General features: G+C 38.0%; 12 protein-coding genes, 3 tRNA genes, 1 rRNA gene, 1 pseudogene and 1 riboswitch. Of the genes and pseudogenes, 4 read left to right on the top strand and 13 right to left on the bottom strand.

Going from position 1 to position 17496, the window contains the following annotated elements; translation table 11 throughout:
- Positions 1 to 11 precede the first annotated feature (11 nt).
- The 3 genes from mazG to mfd are packed head-to-tail and all read right to left on the bottom strand — an operon-like array spanning position 12 to position 5666.
- Complete coding sequence (gene mazG, locus KH286_RS08670; RefSeq protein WP_278617828.1) at positions 12 to 782, bottom strand: nucleoside triphosphate pyrophosphohydrolase; 771 nt, start codon at positions 780 to 782, stop codon at positions 12 to 14.
- The gene (locus tag KH286_RS08665; protein ID WP_278617827.1) at positions 766 to 2373 is read right to left on the bottom strand and encodes a putative polysaccharide biosynthesis protein; all 1608 of its coding nucleotides are present in this window, start codon (positions 2371 to 2373) and stop codon (positions 766 to 768) included. The genes mazG and KH286_RS08665 overlap by 17 nt, the downstream gene beginning before the upstream one ends.
- On the bottom strand, positions 2370 to 5666 hold the full coding sequence (gene mfd, locus KH286_RS08660) for a transcription-repair coupling factor (protein WP_008714441.1): 3297 nt from the start codon (positions 5664 to 5666) through the stop codon (positions 2370 to 2372). Before mfd ends, KH286_RS08665 begins: the two co-directional genes overlap by 4 nt.
- A 552-nt stretch (positions 5667 to 6218) precedes the next feature.
- On the opposite strand from mfd, the gene KH286_RS08655 reads away from it, so the two are divergent.
- The 3 genes from KH286_RS08655 to KH286_RS08645 all read left to right on the top strand — a co-directional run bounded on the left by KH286_RS08655 (position 6219) and on the right by KH286_RS08645 (position 7804).
- Complete coding sequence (locus KH286_RS08655) at positions 6219 to 6698, top strand: hypothetical protein (protein WP_008714442.1); 480 nt, start codon at positions 6219 to 6221, stop codon at positions 6696 to 6698.
- Positions 6699 to 6974: 276 nt separating this feature from the next.
- Complete coding sequence (locus tag KH286_RS08650; protein ID WP_278617826.1) at positions 6975 to 7295, top strand: hypothetical protein; 321 nt, start codon at positions 6975 to 6977, stop codon at positions 7293 to 7295.
- A 101-nt stretch (positions 7296 to 7396) separates the two neighbouring features.
- A complete protein-coding gene (locus KH286_RS08645) occupies positions 7397 to 7804 on the top strand; it encodes a hypothetical protein (RefSeq protein WP_008714444.1) in 408 nt (135 codons plus the stop codon).
- 232 nt (positions 7805 to 8036) lie between these two features.
- Here KH286_RS08645 and KH286_RS08640 read toward each other — a convergent pair.
- The 7 genes and pseudogenes from KH286_RS08640 to KH286_RS08615 form a co-directional block, all read right to left on the bottom strand.
- Positions 8037 to 8121 (bottom strand) — tRNA-Leu (locus tag KH286_RS08640).
- A gap of 575 nt (positions 8122 to 8696) precedes the next feature.
- A riboswitch (cobalamin riboswitch) is annotated at positions 8697 to 8868 on the bottom strand.
- Positions 8869 to 9006: 138 nt separating this feature from the next.
- Positions 9007 to 10122 (bottom strand): ABC transporter permease, encoded by a 1116-nt coding sequence (locus KH286_RS08635; RefSeq protein WP_008714445.1) that lies wholly within the window; start codon positions 10120 to 10122, stop codon positions 9007 to 9009.
- The gene (locus KH286_RS08630) at positions 10122 to 11234 is read right to left on the bottom strand and encodes an ABC transporter permease (RefSeq protein ID WP_042986461.1); all 1113 of its coding nucleotides are present in this window, start codon (positions 11232 to 11234) and stop codon (positions 10122 to 10124) included. Before KH286_RS08630 ends, KH286_RS08635 begins: the two co-directional genes overlap by 1 nt.
- A complete protein-coding gene (locus tag KH286_RS09645; RefSeq protein WP_370801419.1) occupies positions 11231 to 11992 on the bottom strand; it encodes an ABC transporter ATP-binding protein in 762 nt (253 codons plus the stop codon). Before KH286_RS09645 ends, KH286_RS08630 begins: the two co-directional genes overlap by 4 nt.
- A gap of 540 nt (positions 11993 to 12532) precedes the next feature.
- Positions 12533 to 13030, bottom strand: a pseudogene (locus KH286_RS09640) (ABC transporter ATP-binding protein); the annotation flags it as partial.
- 9 nt (positions 13031 to 13039) lie between these two features.
- Positions 13040 to 14014 (bottom strand): efflux RND transporter periplasmic adaptor subunit, encoded by a 975-nt coding sequence (locus tag KH286_RS08620; protein ID WP_252306394.1) that lies wholly within the window; start codon positions 14012 to 14014, stop codon positions 13040 to 13042.
- 87 nt (positions 14015 to 14101) lie between these two features.
- Positions 14102 to 15802, bottom strand: coding sequence for an efflux transporter outer membrane subunit (locus KH286_RS08615; RefSeq protein WP_278472769.1), 1701 nt, complete (start codon positions 15800 to 15802; stop codon positions 14102 to 14104).
- A gap of 168 nt (positions 15803 to 15970) precedes the next feature.
- On the opposite strand from KH286_RS08615, the gene KH286_RS08610 reads away from it, so the two are divergent.
- On the top strand, positions 15971 to 16249 hold the full coding sequence (locus tag KH286_RS08610) for a helix-turn-helix domain-containing protein (RefSeq protein WP_128114310.1): 279 nt from the start codon (positions 15971 to 15973) through the stop codon (positions 16247 to 16249).
- Positions 16250 to 16374: 125 nt separating this feature from the next.
- Here the strand turns inward: KH286_RS08610 and KH286_RS08605 are convergent.
- From KH286_RS08605 to rrf, 3 genes are all read right to left on the bottom strand, one after another.
- A tRNA-Arg gene (locus KH286_RS08605) sits at positions 16375 to 16451 on the bottom strand.
- 112 nt (positions 16452 to 16563) lie between these two features.
- A tRNA-Trp gene (locus KH286_RS08600) sits at positions 16564 to 16639 on the bottom strand.
- 758 nt (positions 16640 to 17397) lie between these two features.
- Positions 17398 to 17496 (bottom strand): 5S ribosomal RNA (rrf, locus tag KH286_RS08595); the annotation flags it as partial.

Genomic DNA, 17496 nt, shown 5'->3' with positions numbered 1-17496 from the left:
AAACCTCTAGGTTACTTTTCCTGCACTTTAGCCTCCTCCCAAAAAGCATCGAGCTCAGCTAATGAAAAGTCTTCCCATGAGCGATCGCTTTGGTTAACACAAGCTTCTACATGTAAAAAACGCTGTCGGAACTTTGTGTTTGTGCGATTTAGTGCATTTTCACCGCTTATTTTATACCATCTGAATAGATTAATCAAGGAAAAAAGCACATCTCCTGCTTCTTTTTCCATATTTTCTCTATCATTTTGGTCAATAGCCTCCTTAAATTCCCCCATTTCTTCGGAAACTTTAGCCCAAACAGGATCAAGCTCATCCCAGTCAAATCCTAGCTTTGCAGCCTTTTCTTGGAGCTTATAAGCCGCCATTAAAGCAGGTAAACTTTTCGATACACCATCCAATACAGAATTTTGAATATTTTTCTTTTCTTGTGCCTTTAATTCATCCCAAGTGTATGACTTTTCATCTTTTTCAGGATTAAAAACACGAGGATGACGACGAATCATTTTTTCAGCGACATCATTAATTACATCTTGAAGTGTAAAATGACCAGCTTCCTCTGCCAATTGACTGTGAAAGACAACTTGCAATAATACATCACCTAACTCTTCACGAAGATTTGGCATATCTTTATTATCAATGGCATCTACTACTTCGTAAGTCTCTTCTATAAAATAGCGGCGTAAAGATTCATGCGTTTGCTTTTGATCCCAAGGACAGCCATTTGGTGCACGCAAAGTTTTCACTACATCGACTAAAGGTTGAATATCAATATTGTTCTTCATATAGCTTTGCTTCCTCCCTATTGCGTCGAGCTTGTAAGCGCTTGCCTATGATTGGGAAATGGTATATATCATCTTTTACGACAGCTTTAGTAAGCCATAACGATAAACCATATACAAAAATAGCCACTACAATTGCTGTAGCCACAGCGCCACCATTGCCTAATAAATCAACGGTGCTCACATAGATGACTTGTGTAGCACCGCCCATAGCCATGGCAGATACTATTATTTTTAATAACTCTAATGTGTTGAGTACCGAACCTACATATTTTTTTACAAAAATATAGTTAATAAGCGCTGCAATAGCAAAGTTTAAATTCGTCGCCCAAGCTGCACCATTAATGCCCAACTCAACACTGCCTGTCAATTCATAATCTAAGAATGTCTTCACTAATAAGCCGATAAAAATCGACACCATAGGAATTACTGTCCTTCCTAATCCTTGTAAAACACCTGCAGTAACCTGCTGCCAACCGAGAAACACAATACTCAAGCTAATAACAGCAATAACAGGCCCTGCGTGGGGTGTTGCATATATTAATTGCGATATTGGCGTAGCTAGTACACAGAGACCAATACAGGCTGGAATCGTAAACATATTAGCAATTTTAATCGCCGTTTCCGCCCGTTTCACGATGCGATGTACATCACCTTGAGTATGTGCCTCAGATACGGCTGGTACAAGACTAGCGGCTAAGGACGTAGTTAGAATGATTGGCAACCCAATCAGAGATGTTGCCATCCCCGTTAAATAGCCAAATTGTGTGGTTGCTTCATTGAGATAGTATCCAATATCCATCAATCGTTTTGGGACGATAAATGTATCAATGAGTGATACCATAGGAAGCATAATATTCGCCATAGAAACAGGTATAGCAAGGCTAAACAAGCGTTTAACTACGGTGCCATTACTTTCACAAATAGCATTAGGATTCTGTTGTGAAAGCATCTTCTCTCGAACATTGCGTTGTCGGTAGTAAAAATAAATTAATACCAGTAACCCTGCCAATACGCCTGGGAATGTAGCAAAGGTCGCACCACCTGCCGCCAAATGGAGTCCACGATCAATGAAGTAGTATGCCAAACCTACCATAGAAGACACGCGAAAGATTTGTTCAAATACTTGACTCGTACCAGTAGGCACCATATACTGGAAACCTTGGAAATACCCTCTAAAACAGCTCAGGATGGTCACTACAAAAATGGCTGGAGATAATAACTGAATAGCAATTAAGGCACGTGGATCGGTGATAATATGATTATCTACGAGCCATTGCGCACTACCATATAAGGCCAAACTAAATACCAGCCCTAATATAGCGAGTACCCTTAAAGATACGGAAAATACTTGTTGTACGCCTCGCATATCATCATTAGCAAGTTTCTCTGCAATCATAATAGATATGGCTACAGGAATACCTGCAGCAGAAATACTAACGATAATTTGATAGATTGGATAGGCCATCATATATAGGCCAATTCCTTCACCACCTAAAATCCGTGCAATAAGAACCTTACTAAACGCACCGATGACCTTCACGATAATACCGGCTAAGGTTAAAATCATGGCTCCTTTTAAAAATCGATTCATAGGCCCTCCTTAGTCGGTGACTTGTGGCTAAGAGCCTTTATCACCGCTTCCGTAATGGTCAAAACAGAACCTTTCATGCCATTAAGATTCACATATAATGTGGCTGGCTTGGTGTCCATAAACTTCATTTTTTTCCATAAATCTTCTCGTACAGCCCCCATGTCCCAATCGGCCATTTTAGAATCGTCATACCAATGGATGGTGAGCTGCTTATCTCTACGGACGATACTTTTAATGCCCAGTATGCGCGCTTGCTCTTTAATTTGAGCAATGCGCAACAAACGATCTACTGGATCGGTTGGTGTACCGAAGCGATCAATGAGCTCATCCGTCATATCGTCGAGTTGCTCTTTAGATTTAATATGTAACAATCGTTGGTATACAGAAATCTTACGAGCGCTATCTTTGATATACGCATCATCAATAAACGCATCTACCTCTAAGTCGATAGCTGGATCAATGGATACATCTCGCTCAACTTCTTTATTTTGGGCCTTTGCAATCGCCTCTTCTAACATGCTCACGTACATACCAAAGCCCACGGATGCGATATTGCCATGTTGCTGTGAACCTAATAGATTGCCGGCACCGCGAATTTCTAGATCTCGCATGGCCAACTTGAACCCTGCACCGAGCTCTGTGAACTCTTCAATAGCTTTTAAACGCTTTTCAGCCGCCTCTGAAAGTATTTTATCTGGCCGATACATGAAGTATGCATAAGCACGTCTACGAGAGCGTCCTACACGACCTCGCATTTGGTATAGTTGAGATAAACCTAAGCGATCTGCATCATAAATGATGATAGTATTGGCATTAGGAATATCTAAGCCAGTTTCAATGATACTCGTGGACAAGAGTACATCATAATGACCTTCATAGAAATCGGTCATAATCTCCTCAATTTGACGGCCTGTCATCTGTCCATGAGCAATAGCATAACGCAAGCCAGGCAATGCGGATTCTAATAGTTCTCCCATGTGATTAATGGACGCGACACGGTTATATACGAAATAGACCTGTCCACCTCTTGCAAGTTCTCGTTTGATAGCATCTGCTATGAGATTCATATCGTATTCCACCACATAGGTTTGAACAGGCAATCGCTCCTCTGGCGGAGTATTGATAACAGACATTTCTCGAACGCCAACAAGGGACATATGTAAAGTCCGCGGAATCGGTGTAGCACTCAAAGTGAGTACATCGATATTGCTAGCCCACTCTTTCCACTTTTCTTTTTGTGCTACCCCAAAACGTTGCTCCTCATCTACAACGAGCATTCCTAAGTCTTTGAATACCACCTTTTTATTAAGTAATGAATGAGTTCCAATGAGAATATCAATAGATCCATCCTCTACGCCTTTAAGAATTTGTTTTTTCTCTGATGTAGTTCGGAATCGATTAAGCACATCTACTTTTACCCCAAATGGAGCAAAGCGATTTAAAAAGGTTTGGAAATGTTGCTGTGCTAAAACCGTAGTCGGTACAAGTACTGCCACTTGTTTTCCGCTCATAACAGCCTTAAAAATGGCGCGCATAGCCACTTCCGTTTTACCAAAGCCTACATCACCAGCGAGCAAGCGATCCATAGGAACAGGTCTTTCCATGGATTCTTTAATCTCTGCGGTAGCCTGTAATTGGTCTTTCGTTTCCTCATAGGGGAATGCATCTTCAAACTCTTGCTGCCATGGTTGGTCTGGCAAGAATGCAAAACCTTCTGTGATTTCTCGTTGTGCATATATCTCAACGAGTTTATCTGCTAAATCATCAATAGATTTTTTTGCCTTTGTAACAACCTTGCTCCAGTCACGGCCACCCATCTTATTAATACGTGGCACATCACCTTCGTTGCCAATATATTTTTGCAGTTGATCTAAATTATTAGCTGGTAAGAATAGTTTGTCCGTTCCAGCATAAGCAATCTCAATATAATCGCGGTGAATGCCTTCCGTCTCAATTGTTTTAAGACCAATATACTTGCCGATACCATGCATATTATGTACTACATAGTCACCAGGCGTTAAATCTGTAAAATAATTGATTTCTTGGCCCTTTTTAGGCTTATTACGAAGCTTGCGCTTTTGCTGTCCGTAAATATTACCTTCTACGACAACCACGAGATGGCTATTGGGCAATTCAAAACCATCTGTTAATAAGCCCTTTAAAATAACGACGGTGTTCGACTTTGCTATCCATGTATCACTATGAATAAATGCAATATTCTCCCCTTCAAGGGCGCGCTCAATACCTTCTCGTCGTTGCTGATTATTTAGTACTAGTACCACTTGATGATTTAAACGATGCCATTGTTTAATTTCATCTGTTAATAGGGGAATTTGACGCTCAAAGCTCGTCATCGTCTTCCCTTGAATACCAATAGGGTTAAATCCAGTGAGACCAATAGAACGTTGTTGCATAAACGTGAAAGCCACTTGATTCGTAGCATCTACAGTGCGTTGTAGTTCATTCCAATCACAATGATTTTTCCGATGTGTAGGATCTTCTTTTAAGAATTTCTTTAACGCCTCTTGAATACGACCTGGCTCGTCATAAATCAGAGTGCCCTCTTTCACATATGATAGTAAAGTACTATCTGCATCACTTTTACCAAGAAAGAAAGGCGTCACCGTATAGGATTCGATTTGTTCAATAGAACGTTGATTCTCAACAGAGAAGAAACGCAATGTATCGATTTCATCACCAAAAAACTCAATGCGAATCGGATGATCACTATTTACAGGATAAATATCCAAAATATCTCCACGCACGGCAAAATGACCACGTTGTTCCACCTGGTCTACGCGTTCATATCCAATTGTTACGAGCTGTTCAAGGGCTACATCACGTTCAATTGAATCATTCAAAGCAAAATGCAACGATTGCCCCTTCAAATAATGGGGAGATACAACATATTGTGTAACCTCTTCAGCATTGGCAATGACTACTGCCGGCTCTTGCCATGCTAATAATGCTAATGCTCGCATTTGTGCACCTTGATCTTCAAGACTACGTGCTACAGTCGTAAAGTCTACATGATCTGTTATAGGAAATGATTGGACTGGCACATTAGGCCAGAAGAAGGCTAAATCTCGCTCCCACATCTCCTTATGATCCTTATCATGGACTACGATGACTACAGGCTTTTTAAGACCTGCAGAAAAAGATTGGCTTAAGAGAAAACTTTTTTGAGATCCACTAAGACCATATATGACTGACTTTCCCTTACGCTGAAATGCGTTTAGCCCATCCACAAAGGATGGGTTCTGTGAAAGCAGTTTTGTTAATGTATTATCCATACTGCACCATATAGTATTAATTTAAATCTTGTAACTTATTAATTATAACATATTTAAAAATATCAAAGATTCATCTATTTCAATTTTCGAAATACAGAAATATTAATTGACCTTATCACTCTAGTTAATTTATTATTAACACTTTTGATTCTTTATAATTACAATAACCATATACCACAATTTTTATTATAAACAGCTATAAGCCCTAAAACTTTTAATAATATATCTTAACAAGATACATTTCTATTCTTTTATACAATCTTACTTATACCCAATACCTATTGCATAAAGTTTTATACTGGCTTTTTCTCATTTTTACTCATTCAATGATTTACTTTCTAGTGTACTCTTAATTTCAGAATCCTTATTTATATGAAATAATATCTAATATTAGTATAGCTTTTAACACTCCTATACTATAAATTCAAATATCTTTGTTATTGTTTTCAAGTAAACATAAATCTAGAAAAATAGTTATGTCCTAACAACCTTCATCTTCATTTCATTTGCTAATCACTTTTGATATAATCATTTTAGAAAGGAGGTGATTATATGACTAAAACAATAAGAGAACTACAACTACTTGAAGCGGCTATAGTTGAAGCTTTATCCCTTGACGAAATCTATGATGTTAAATTCTTGTGCAAAATTAATAATGAATTGGTATCATGCAATACACTTACATATTTTGATAATACACCATGTATTCCTATTCCTCCAGATGCCTTTTTAGGTAAGCCTAATAAATTTGAACCATTCTTCCCAATGGATATTTTACATGCTATAGATCCTAGTTTGAGCGGTTCATCATTAACCATATTCTTAGCAAATATAGTAAATTCACAAGATTTTTTACTATCTATATTTTCTGAATTAGATTTAAAATCGATTGCTAATATGAAACAGCTTGAGCAATTACCATTAACATTAAGAAATGTTACGTTTTTAAAAAATAATCAAACGTTCCCATTTATTCTTGTTGATGAAAATGAACCAATTACGGTTCTTTCTTTATCAGCAACTTTGAAATAAATTAGATTCAAATATTAATACTTAAAGGATTCCATTTGAACTTGAATATGTGAATCCTTTTTTCTTTTATACTATAATACTCTCTATTGCTATATATTCCTTAAATAGTACTTCTATAAAATTTTTTGTTCTTGTAAGTTCTTTATTTCCTTTTTTACTATTGTAAAAATCAAACATAGTATACTTATCATATTTCTCTAATTATTTTTTCTTTTCTATTCCTATTTTAATTGTATTTTTTTAATAGTATAATCACTTTATAAAGGTGGTGATTAGTTGAACAAACCAATTCAAAATCCTAATTTTAAAGCTACAATTCACGATTGTTCGGAAAAAGGAAAATTAGTATTCACAGTTAATATTCAATCAGTACTATCTCAAGGCAGTTATTTTCTTATTGCTGAGCTTTCTAATGAAACAGAAACTATAGTTGCGTGGGGTATTATTGATTCTGTAAATACTAAGGGCTTATATCAAGCTAAATACAATATGTTTGATCAAGACCCTCATAAATTGACTAAAGAAAATTTAATCATTAGACCCTCACTAACAGAAAGGTCTTTATCTTTAATGCAAAATGCTAAATTTCCAAAATAAATTAATTTCCAAAGCAACTATTACTTACAACAAAAAAGTAATTATATTAATTTGATATATCTATATCTCTTGAATATAAATATTCTTTTTGGGAGGTTTTTATGAATATAACTAAACAAATCAAAGTAATTCAAACTCTTGACGATAATGATAAAGTAGTTCTAAATGTTGGCTCTACTGATGGTATAACTGATAATCAGCGCTTTCTTATATATTCATTAGGTTCTGAATTTTTTGACCCAGATACCAATGAAAATTTAGGTCGTTTAGAAATCGTTAAAGGTACAGGTGTTGTTATTCATCTACAACCTAAAATGTGTACGGTAAAAAGCGATCGAATTGACAAAAGCATTAATACTAAAGTTATCACACAAGAGTCATCTTGGACTACTTTATCTTTCCCTGGTCAAAAAATTACTGAATCAATACCTGTCGAAACTCAATTACCATTTGATAATCCTGAAGTTGGCGACTTTGCTAAAATTATAGAATCTTACCCAACCAAATAATGCATTTTAAATTTACCATAAACATTTTCGATAGTGTACTCTCTGAATATTTACAATATACTTTTTACTTATCGCTCTTTATAAATCTACCTTGATAGAAATCAGACAAACCAAGAGTTTTAACTCTTACTTTCATTTCACAGAAATGATGCCCTCATAGTACAATAATCAAAAATATATTAATTATTATAAGTGGGCAAAAAAAAATACACCTCTAAAGGTGCAATAAAGTTGGTGCGGGAGAAGGGACTTGAACCCCCACGCCGTAAGGCGCCAGATCCTAAGTCTGGTGCGTCTGCCAATTCCGCCACTCCCGCGTCTCAACTGAAATAATAATATCATGTATGGAATTCATCGTCAATCATTTTTTTATAAATGACTTAAAATTCATACATCTAAAAATAGATTCAAAGAAAAACAACTATCTAATTACCCTTACGATTTATGTAAACCCAAAGCAACTTCTAAATCTAAAAGCTCTTAACTCTACAATTGTATATCTATTAACTAACGCTTAACACCTCATCTAATAAACCTTAACTCTACAGGTCTCAATCTAAAAGGTATTACTGATAACTAATATTTACAAAATAAAAAGAGACTGACCCAGAATCCGAACTACTAGAACCCTGGGTCAGCCTCTTTTTTAGGATGATGATGAATAAATGCATGCCCTACATTTACCATAAAATATATTAACAGTCATAACATATGTCATGCTGGTAATACCAAAAAGGTAATCCACCATGACCATAGCACGACATTTAGGTCGTATAGAACTAAAATCTAAATCAAATATAATGCAATTTAGATTCAATAGAACTAAAAAATCCTTTTTACGGGTACGTAAAAAGGAGCTATTAACTTCTCCTCCCTATCTCTCGTAGGTCAAATGGTGAATGTTGAATAGGCAGTTCTCCTGACTCGGCGTCATCGCTAATCTAGCCTTCCCAGTTTCCCAGTGACTTAATTTAGACTCGCTCGACCATACAGTGGCGGGACCGTGCCGGCCTTTAACCGGCTTCTCTATTATGCTTTTCAGCACCTATTCCCAAATATGATATTTTCTATGCCTTTATTCTAACAGTCTACATTCATTTAGTCAATACGGCAGTAGCATATTTATTAATAAAAAAATGCTATATAGGTCTGCCGTATTGTTATAACAAAATATAAAAAGTTTAACAATCTAATCATTAGCTTTATCCAACGCGATTTCTAAATAGCCATCCTGCTATGGACATGCTTATAATGATTAGGATAATCATAGGAATAAAATTAAACCAAATATCCGTCAATCCTGCACCTTCTAAATAAATCCTGCGCATTGCATCAACAGAAAACCGCATAGGATTTCCATATGTAAGATATTGCAATATTTTCGGCATGTTATGTACAGGTGTGATTAATCCGGACAATAATGCTAGTGGAAAAAGAAAGACAAAAACATATACGAGAACTTGCTGCATATTTTTTGCAATAGCCGAAATAGATAACCCCAATCCAATACTACTACTTATAAATGTAAACAACACGGCATACACAAGAAATATGTTGCCCCGAAATGGAACTTTAAACCAAAACATGGCTATTAATAACAATACAGTACTTTGAAACAGTCCTATTATCATGGGTGGTATAGACTTTGCAATCAAAATTTGCATAGATGATACAGGCGTCACCAATAATTGATCAAAGGTCCCCTGCTCTCGTTCTCTCGCCACAGATAAGCCTCCCAACATGATAACTTGTGTCATACTGATCAATATAACGAGACCTGTCAAGAAAGTCCATGAAGACTGCTGATTTTCATTGTACCAGGTACGAGATTCAATCGTGATTCCCTTATGATCAACACCTAACCAAGTCTGATTGAATTGAGAAATGATTTGCCCCATATAGGCTGCAACAAGACCTGAAGTCATTGTATTCGTTCCATTTACAATAACAGTAATAGATGTAGGTTGTTTATGCTTTAAGTTTTCTTCAAAATCCTGAGGTATGATAACCGCCATAATAACCTTGTTGGAGTCTATTAGTGGTGCGATTATATCCGGAGAGTTCGCAGATTGATACAGTTCAAAAACACCGGATGAATTAATAGTCGATTCTAATGCAGCTGCGGTCTGCGTATGACTTTCATCAATCAATACATAGGGAACCTTGTTGAGATTATAGGTTGCGGCGTAACCGAAGAGGAACCCTTGAATAATAACCGGTAACAGTAAGATTATACGAGTTTTAGGATCTTTAAAGGTGGCTAATAGCTCTTTCCATATGATGGAGACAATTTGATTCCAATACAGGCGCCAATTCATTATTCCACCTTCTTCCGCGTAATATAAATTGTCAATATTGTAAAGCAAATAGCAAAACCCGATAATACGGCACTATTTTTAATAATCAAATACCAGTTATTTCCACCTAGGAACAATGATTTCAGTAATTCTAAAAAATATGTAGGAGGTAAAAGCCGTGAAATATATTGAATCACCACAGGTTGTGAATGTGGATCAAATAAAAACCCCGTCAATATCAACGCCGGTAAAAAACTGGTAAGTAACGCCATTTGACAAGCTAAGAACTGTTTCTTCGTAAACGCAGATATAAGTAGTCCCATATTTAAGGAAACAATCAAATACAATGTGGACACGATGCAGATGATCCATAAGGAACCACGCATAGGTACTTCATAAAAGAAATACGAAACACCGAGGCAAAACAACAGCCCCAACATGGCCAATACATAATAAGGCACTACCTTAGCCAAAATAATTTCAATAGGCTTAACTGGTGTAACGAATAAAGCCTCAAAAGTACCACGTTCCCATTCTCTAGCCATAACAACCGCCGTAAGAAAGACGGATACAATCGTCATGATAATCATGATGAGCCCAGGAATCAAAAACCAGGTACTTGTATTTGCTTCATTAAACCACATGCGATGGTTCATTGTTATATATCCACCACGTAGCATAAACGGAATATTCTTAACGGCCCATAAATTAATAGCTGAGTTTACATAACTTTCTATGCTCATCGCTACCGAAGTATCGACACCGTAGTAAATTCCCTGCACTTTCCCTTGTCCACGCATAACTTGAGCAGAAAAGTCCTGTGGAATCACCAATATGGCATCTACCTTTCGTTTTTCCATCAATAGTTCCGCCGTTTTTCTATCGCGAACCGCTATAGGTTGAAAGTACTCAGAGCCGTATAAGGAGTCATACACACTCTGGGTCATAGAATCTTGCCGTTCCATAACCACTGCTATCGGCACGTGTTTAACATCCAAAGTAACCCCTGAGCCGATGAGGATAATAAGTAGTATAGGTAGCACAACACCCAACAAAATAGTGCTAGGGTCGCGCAATACTTGTAAGGTCTCCTTGTATACCAATGAGGAAAACCGTCTTATAAATCCGTTCATACGTCATCCTCCTGTTCCCGTTTTTTTAGTATGACGGAGATAAACGCTTCATCCATAGTACAATTCTCATCGCCGGCAATCCGTCTAACTTCATCAGGTGTTCCCAGTACAACGAGTTTTCCTGCATCCTGAATCATAATACGGTCACAATATTCCGATTCATCCATAAAATGAGTCGTAATAATAATCGTTGTTCCTCGCTTTGATAAAGAAGTAATCTGTCGCCAGAAATTACGCCGTGTAAGAGGATCAATACCACTTGTGGGCTCATCCAAAAAAAGAATTTTAGGCTCATGCATTAAGGCAGCCGCCATGGACAAGCGCTGTTTATAACCACCAGGCAAATCACCGGCTATCATATCTCGCACATCATTTAGACGAAACTCCTTGATAACAGCTTCTATTCGATCATCCTTTTTTTGACTGTACAAACCGTACACACCAGCAAAAAATTCTAGATTTTCCATAACGGACAAATTGCCGTACAAAGAAAACTTTTGCGCTACATATCCGAAATTGCTTCTTGCTGCCGTACGAGATTTAACGACATCAACACCGGCTACACGTAAATCCCCGCTCGTTACAGGTAATAATCCACACAACATACGAAATGTCGTCGTCTTGCCGGCTCCGTTTGGTCCAAGCAATCCGAATACTTCTCCGCGCTGCACCGTAAATGATGTATTAGCTACCGCCGTAAAATCACCGAATGTCCTCACCAAATGAGATACGGAAATTTCTACTGGACGCTCAACCATTTCATTTGGGGACAACAAACGTTTTCGTTCTTTCTCTATCACACTTTCATTCAAATCCATATCGATACTATCTAAAGGCTCAGCCCCTTGTTTTGAGGCAATTTTATCCTCTTTTAACAGCATCATAAAGGTATCTTCCAAACGGCTCTGAACTGGTTGTTCCTCCATACCGTACTCGCTAAGCCAAGGAATCGAAAGCATTTCTTTTGTTTTTATGTACCTCACGGCACCGGCCTCCGGAACGGCATCCGCCACGCATTTCCTGTCATCCATCAATGCGGCCTGTACATTTCTCATGCTCAACGACTTCGGAATCTTTACCTGAAAGCATCGTTCCTCAGACATTTGAGTCAACTCATGCGGTGTCCCAGTTGCTAAAAAGTGCCCCTTATTGAGGACGAAAACATCTTTACAACGCTCCGCCTCATCTAAGTATGCAGTGCTAACAAGTACGCTGATTCCATCTGTACGTACTAACGACTCTAAGATTTCCCATAACTCCCGCCTTGAAAATGGATCTACCCCTACGGTAGGCTCATCGAGCAATAAAAGCTCCGGAGAACGCACCAATGTACAGGCTAGGCTAAGCTTTTGCTTCATACCACCTGACAATTTACCGGCTTGACGCTTAGTAAATTTGGCTAGCCCCGTCATATGTAGTAATTTTTCAAACCGCTCCGTTCTCACATGCAAAGGAATACCGTGTAAATCTGCATAGAGATTCATGTTTTCACTGACGGATAATTCCTCATAAAGCCCAAATTTCTGAGGCATATAACTGAGTCTATCTTGAACTGCCTGTGAATGTGCTTTCACATCCATTCCGAGGACCTCTAAAGAACCAGCCGTGGCATCCAATAAACCAGCTATCAAACGAATCAAAGTCGTTTTTCCCGCCCCATCTGGACCAACCAACGCAGTTAAACAGCCTTTCCGGATTTTAAAATCCAAATGGTCCAATGCTATTATAGGATCAGCTCCGACAAGGGGGAATTCTTTATATAATTGTGACCCTTCGATTGCATATACATCATTCACTGCACACCTCTATATATCAATGGAAACAGTGGCAGGCATTCCTAAACGGAGACGATTATCCGGATCATCTACATATACCCGCACTTCATATACAAGTGTAGTACGCACATCCTCCGTTTCTACCGATTTAGGTGTAAATTCCGCTACGGAAGAAATATATCCGATTGTTCCGTGAATCGGTTCGTTCTTATATGTATCCGTTGTTACATTTGCATCCATACCGTTATAAATTTTTCCTAAATCCCGTTCGTTCACATATACACGAACCCATTTCTTAGTATTCTCAGCCAATTTAAATACAGGTGTATTCGGTGAAGCCATATCACCGACCTGTAATAATCGGGCCGTTATAACACCGTCTATCGGGGACGTTAATACAGATTGGTTCAACAAGAACTCCTGACGGGCCAGTTCGCTTTTCATCGCATCCAATTGGGCTTGGGCCTGTGCTATATCTTCCTGTCTTGGCCCTGCGACAGCTAAATTGTATGCTTGCTGAGCCTCATTTAATTTGGCTTCCGATACTTTCACCTTCGCCTGTATATCATCTACAGACTGTCGACTAACGGCCTTACCATTTGAAGCATTATAGGATTTTTGTAACTTCTCTGCTTCCTGTTTCGATTGCGCTAACGCAGCTTCTGCAGATGTAACTCGTGCCGATGCTTGAGCGATTTCTTCTGGTCTACTGCCGGCCTGCAACTTGGCCACTATAGCTTCCTGTGCTACAATGGTAGCCTTAGCCTGCTGTACAGTAAGATTCAATTCATCAGAATGTAAATACCCCAAAATCTGCCCTTGGCTCACCACCGCACCTTCATCCACCAAAAGGCTGGCAATCCGGTCACTTCCCCGAAATGCAACATTAACTTCACGCAGATTCACATTGCCTTGCAACACAATATGATGAGAGGCAATGTACGCTTCGTATTGATTATAAGCATAATAACTTACTCCACCCAAAATTATTAGAAAGGCAATCATTATACCTGCGCACTTTTTTCTATTATTCGCCATCCACCCTTTAATGACATCAAGTTTCTCTTTCATAATCATTCCCCGTTTCTCACACTATTTCTTAGCATGCGAGTCCGCCTCTGCCTCCTGATCCATGTCCATGGCTTCCCAACCACCGCCTAAGGATTTGAATAAACGAACGGTATCAGCAAACTCTTGCCCCCGACTCATGATATATTGCCGCCTTGCAGACAATACATTTCTTCGTGCATCAAGAACACTTAAGTAATCGCTAAGACCGGAGTCAAAATTGGTTTGCGCCAAAGATTCCGCTTGCTGTGCAGATTCTACAGCAGATTTCAATTCCTCGGACTTAATATGATCCTGAGATGCATCCGTTACCGCATTTCGAACCTCCCCTACAGCTTTCAAAACAGTCTCTTCGTAAAGTGCCAAATATTCCTGTTCCTTTTCTGTTTGTATCTTTATATTCTTACGAATAGCACCGGCATTGAAAATAGGCATAGTGATAGATGGTCCTATTCCTATCATTTTACCGATAGCCGAAATAAGACCTCCCGATGAAAACGACTCCAAGCCTATACTGCCATTTAGTGAAAACCTAGGCTTAAGGTCAGCCTTTGCAGCCTTGGTTTTCTGTTGTTGCGCCGCAATACGTCGTTCCGCCGCCTGAATATCAGGCCGTTGTCGTAAAGCTTCCGCCGGTATGCCGATAAACATGTGTGGATCCACCGTAGGTAATGAAGTATTTTCCATCAATAACCCGTCAATCTCGCCTGGAACTGTTCCCGTCAATATAGAAAGAGCAGCCATTGTGGAAGCTATATTTTTCTTTAATGAAGGAATCTCCGCTTGAGTCTGAGATAATGCATATGTAGCCTGTTGCACAGGTAATTCATTAATAATACCAGACTGATTATTTATCTTAATCAGTTCCAACGCTTCCTGTTGACGCTTCACATCATCTTCTGTTATGCGCAATTGCTCCTGTAAAGTTCTTAACGACATATACTGTAATGCGGTTTCCGCGCTCAAAGATACCCAGGTGGAATATAAATCCGCCTGTGATGCTTGTAACGAATTCGATGCAGCACGTGATTTTGCTTTTTGTCTTCCGAATATATCAATTTCCCATCGCGCATCAATTCCCAATTTACCGGTTTCTACATTTCTCGTCATCTTATCAGATATAGGTAAATTCTTTATCGCTTCTCGGTCTGAATCCCATTCACCCTGACCTCTATTAGCCGACCATGAACCGGAAGCATCTAGCCAAGGTAATCGCTGTGCTTCAGCAATACCCAACTGTAACCGTCCTTGTCTAACTCGAGAACGAGCTACCTCTAACTGCCGATTATTTTTGAGGGTCAAATCAATTAATTGATCCAATACGGGATCATTAAAAACCTTCCACCAGTGGGCTAACTCTTCTTCACTGACCGCGTTCCCTTCCACAACCGCATACGGTAAGGGATGTTTTCCCGCTTCTTCTACCCAAGAATGTTCATTCAATTCTTTAGTTGCTTTTTGTTTCTCTGAAAGCTTAGTCTCATCAGCAGCAGTACTCTTTTTCTTCTTTTTTTTGCCATCTTTGTAATACGATGCAATAACAGGACTGCCTTGGTCAGAATCGTCAACAGTTTTTTCAGACTTATGCTGTATTATCGTATTATCTCGACGCGTTTGATTCGTATCTCTATTTGATTGACTAAAGCTGATGCCAGCGCTAGCACTCCAAGCCCCTAATGCTAAACATATATAAACAATTAAAAGTTGTTTTCTATTCGTCTTCATAGCAAACCTCTTTTCATTTCCATATATATCAGTATCATTATATGTTCATCTTATAATATAAAACCATTATGTATCAATAATATGAAGTATCATTTCAATCTAACTTGAGTTTTATCGAACTTTCACATAAAATAAAAATGTATTAATATAATTCAAGTGGAGGCGATTATGTATATCGGTGAAATCATTAAAAGCTATCGCGAACAACATAATATGACAGTTGAAGAATTCGCAAATAAATCGAATCTAAGTCAAGCAGAAATCACCCAATTGGAAGAATTATTTCAAAGTGATAGAACAACACCTTATCCTGTTGCAATGCGACAAATTAAAAGTATAGCTGAAGCCATCGAACAGCCAATCCCCATCATTATGAATCTTATTTCTGCAGATCAAGAAATTGTCGTTAACGTAGTAGCTGAATCAGATCAGCCACATGCGAAATAATAAAACTTAGTTAATTAAATAAAGATCATTAGCTCATAAAAGGACCCTACATAAATATGTAGGGTCCTTTATATACATATAAAAAGCAAAATAAAAAAGCACCACATTACTGTGATGCTTTAATTTGGTGACCCAGAAGGGATTCGAACCCCTGGCCTTTTGATTCGTAGTCAAACGCTCTATCCAGCTGAGCTACTGAGTCATGTACAAGGTACTCACTTATATTAACATAATGATTGCGGCTACGCAAGCATTTTTTAATATTTTTTGAGTAATTTTATGGACATGCGGCCCGAAGACCGCCATCCAAATTTTGGCAGGGGCAGTAGGACTTGAACCCACAACCAACGGTTTTGGAGACCGCTACTCTACCAATTGAGCTATACCCCTATATTCATCAAGCTTTGCTTGATACTTGATTAGTTTAACAAATATTACATACTATGTCAAGAAATATAGGCTTATTAATCAATAAATAATAAGAAATATTAAAGGAAAAGAGCCCTCTTTCAAGGGCTCTTATGTCTACCTAACTTTTACCTTTATATATACGGGAGATGGTATATATAATTAGAGAGTTTTGTATATGTATTGTTTTGTTTATACACAGGGAGAGTATTGTTGTGTATTTAAGTGTTGTTTTATGTGTTGTATTGTTTTGTGTTGTTTGTATTATTTGTAAAAGGGACAGGTAAAAGTTATTAGTAGTAGACCTCCATTTCCTTAGTTGATCTCAATCAACTATAGCTAGTATATAGATAGTTCGTGAAAACATAGTGAAAGTGATATGAAATATAATCAAAACGAGTAATTTTTGGTACATTTTGGTATATTATTAAATATCAGAAAGATAGCTATAAAGCACGTATTTACTAGGCTAGATAGGGACCTATATAAAAAAGTGATAATTCTATGCATGAATAGAATATGTAATAAATAGTAATTATTAAAATTTATAATTAGACCTTCATTAATTATTTATTATCAATTAACTGATAATATAATTAAAAAATAATGAACTAAGTGATGCAGTGAATCTATCGTCGTTTTATTCTTATTACCTTTAACTTGCCCTACTCACCAGGTCTCCTGGGAGGATAGAAAGCCATACATAAAAAAAGACACACCCTCAGGTGTGCCTTTGCTTCAATCAGCAGCTTCCTATCCTCCCAGGCCGTCTCCAGCCAAGTACTTTCGGCGTTTATGAGCTTAACTACTGTGTTCGAGATGGGAACAGGTGGATCCTC

Origin of the sequence: Veillonella parvula, assembly GCF_018378075.1 — a bacterium.
Lineage (GTDB): Bacteria > Bacillota > Negativicutes > Veillonellales > Veillonellaceae > Veillonella > Veillonella parvula_K.
This window is presented reverse-complemented; position numbering and strand designations above follow the sequence as displayed.

Coding starts and splice junctions, on each gene's coding strand:
- mazG (WP_278617828.1), bottom strand. CDS start 782: ATGAAGAACAATATTGATATTCAACCTTTAGTCGATGTAGTGAAAACT.
- KH286_RS08665 (WP_278617827.1), bottom strand. CDS start 2,373: ATGAATCGATTTTTAAAAGGAGCCATGATTTTAACCTTAGCCGGTATT.
- mfd (WP_008714441.1), bottom strand. CDS start 5,666: ATGGATAATACATTAACAAAACTGCTTTCACAGAACCCATCCTTTGTG.
- KH286_RS08655 (WP_008714442.1), top strand. CDS start 6,219: ATGACTAAAACAATAAGAGAACTACAACTACTTGAAGCGGCTATAGTT.
- KH286_RS08645 (WP_008714444.1), top strand. CDS start 7,397: ATGAATATAACTAAACAAATCAAAGTAATTCAAACTCTTGACGATAAT.
- KH286_RS08635 (WP_008714445.1), bottom strand. CDS start 10,122: ATGAATTGGCGCCTGTATTGGAATCAAATTGTCTCCATCATATGGAAA.
- KH286_RS08630 (WP_042986461.1), bottom strand. CDS start 11,234: ATGAACGGATTTATAAGACGGTTTTCCTCATTGGTATACAAGGAGACC.
- KH286_RS09645 (WP_370801419.1), bottom strand. CDS start 11,992: ATGGTTGAGCGTCCAGTAGAAATTTCCGTATCTCATTTGGTGAGGACA.
- KH286_RS08620 (WP_252306394.1), bottom strand. CDS start 14,014: ATGATTGCCTTTCTAATAATTTTGGGTGGAGTAAGTTATTATGCTTAT.
- KH286_RS08615 (WP_278472769.1), bottom strand. CDS start 15,802: ATGAAGACGAATAGAAAACAACTTTTAATTGTTTATATATGTTTAGCA.
- KH286_RS08610 (WP_128114310.1), top strand. CDS start 15,971: ATGTATATCGGTGAAATCATTAAAAGCTATCGCGAACAACATAATATG.